General features: G+C 64.3%; 1 protein-coding gene. It reads right to left on the reverse strand.

Annotated elements, in window-relative coordinates; all coding sequences use genetic code 11:
• Nucleotides 1–451 (reverse strand): hypothetical protein (locus tag EN749_RS38145; RefSeq protein WP_189368065.1); only part of this gene is annotated, 451 nt, incomplete at both ends.

Genomic DNA, 451 nt, shown 5'->3' on the forward strand with positions numbered 1-451 from the left:
CAGGAATTCTGTGCCGCGTCCCTGAACAGCCGCGCTAGGTCGTCCCCGAAGTCCGCGGCCAGACCACGCCAGTCGTAGCTCGACCAGTGGTTCTGGTGCTGGTCATCCCGGGTGCGGTCGAATAGGTAGCGGATCGCGTTCAGCTGGCCAGCCCGCTCCGGGTGGGAACTGAGCTCGGTACGCAACTGCTCGAAATGCGCGTTGAGATTGTCGCGAGACTCCCTGAGTTCTCTCGCCTCGGCCGACTGGCGCTCCTTGTCACGGCGCCTCCATCGGCGCTCTTGGGCCTTCAATTTGCGCATCTCCGGATCGGCCACCGGATGCAGCAGCGCCCGCAGCCGATCCGCCACTTCCCCATCTGCTGCAGCTCGCTTCATGGCCGTCAGCCAGCGCCGCGGGCGACCATTATTCTGGTAGAGATGGAAGGCCAGCGTCAGGGCAACGAGTTGAT

This window comes from Mesorhizobium sp. M7A.F.Ca.ET.027.02.1.1, from assembly GCF_004022985.1.
Taxonomy (GTDB): domain Bacteria; phylum Pseudomonadota; class Alphaproteobacteria; order Rhizobiales; family Rhizobiaceae; genus Mesorhizobium.